This is a genomic window from Caballeronia sp. M23-90 (assembly GCF_053574605.1).
The window spans coordinates 1-1,106 of sequence record NZ_JBSIPA010000867.1 but is presented as its reverse complement, the minus strand read 5'-3'; the positions used below and the strand labels follow the sequence as shown (position 1 = coordinate 1,106).

At 58.1% G+C, this 1,106-nt stretch carries 2 protein-coding genes; one reads left to right on the top strand and one right to left on the bottom strand.

Features of this window, described 5'->3' with window-relative positions; genetic code table 11:
• A partial coding sequence (locus ACRXB1_RS36590) for an exodeoxyribonuclease VII large subunit (RefSeq protein WP_449494846.1) occupies positions 1-345 on the bottom strand: 345 nt, incomplete at its 3' end.
• Between the two features lie 516 nt (positions 346-861).
• Between ACRXB1_RS36590 and ACRXB1_RS36585 the strand changes: the two genes are divergently transcribed.
• The coding region (locus tag ACRXB1_RS36585; RefSeq protein ID WP_449494845.1) for a tetraacyldisaccharide 4'-kinase at positions 862-1,106 on the top strand (245 nt) is incomplete at its 3' end.

The following is a 1,106-nucleotide window of genomic DNA, read 5'->3' as shown; positions in this document are numbered from 1 at the left end:
GGCGAGCTGCAACTCGGTGTGGAGGCGGTTCGACGGACTGGGCAAGGGCGCTTGTATGAAGCGTTCCTGAGGCTCAAGGCCAAGCTCGAAGCCGAAGGTTTGTTCGCCGCCGAGAGAAAGCGCGCGGCCTCGGAACATCACACAGCGCATTTGCGCCTGCGCATCCTTGATCGAGAAATACCAGTGACCGCTCGCCGCCTTCGTAAAATTCGAGACTTCGCCTGATACCCAGACCAATGGAAACGAACGCTCCAGCACTGAACCAATCGCGCGATTGAGCGCTGAAACGGGAATGACCGCGTCGGCGCCGGCGGGGTCTGGTATGGAGAATGGATCGGTGCTCATCGAAGGAAAAGGCCGGTTGATTGCGGTGGCTACAGGGTGAAACCTGCCCAAACAGATGTCCATTCGGCTGGCGGAGTGTAGCAAGTGTCCACAATGCACAAGTTACCGAAAACACGCACACACGAATATGAAATTCACATGAACGCGCTTTAAGTCTTTGTTTTGAATGCCTTTCTTATTTTCCGAAGAGCTGTTCGCCGACGTTAGTCCGACCAGAGGCCGAATTCCCACCAATGCACGCCAACTTGTTCACAGAGTTATCCACAGGACCGTCCGTGTAAAACTGCAGAAGCAGACCGGTTTCCTTCGACTGGCGCAGAGCGCACCGCCGCGCTAGAGTGCCGGGTTCAAGGATCGCCCGCCGACCGCTTTCCGTTCAGCTTTTTAGGAGAACCGCCCCGATGCAAAGGTGCCGGCCGTCAAGCTTGGTTTCACCAGTCTCAGCAGTATCGTCATGTTTCGAGCATCGGCCCATCCAGTCCCGAGCCTTCCCGCGACGTGCAGGGAGCGCGCGCCATGTCTGACTTCAAACCGCCGATAGAAAATTTCCTCGCCCATGAATGGCGCCGGCGTGGCTGGGTCGCGTGGTCGCTGACGCCGTTTGCGGCTGTTTTCGGTTTGATCGCTGCAGTTCGGCGTATGTTTTTCGCGCTCGGCTGGATCAAGCAGACCAACGTTGGCGTGCCCGTTGTCGTGGTCGGCAACGTCACCGTGGGCGGTACCGGCAAGACGCCGACCGTGATCGCGCTCGTGGAAGCGCA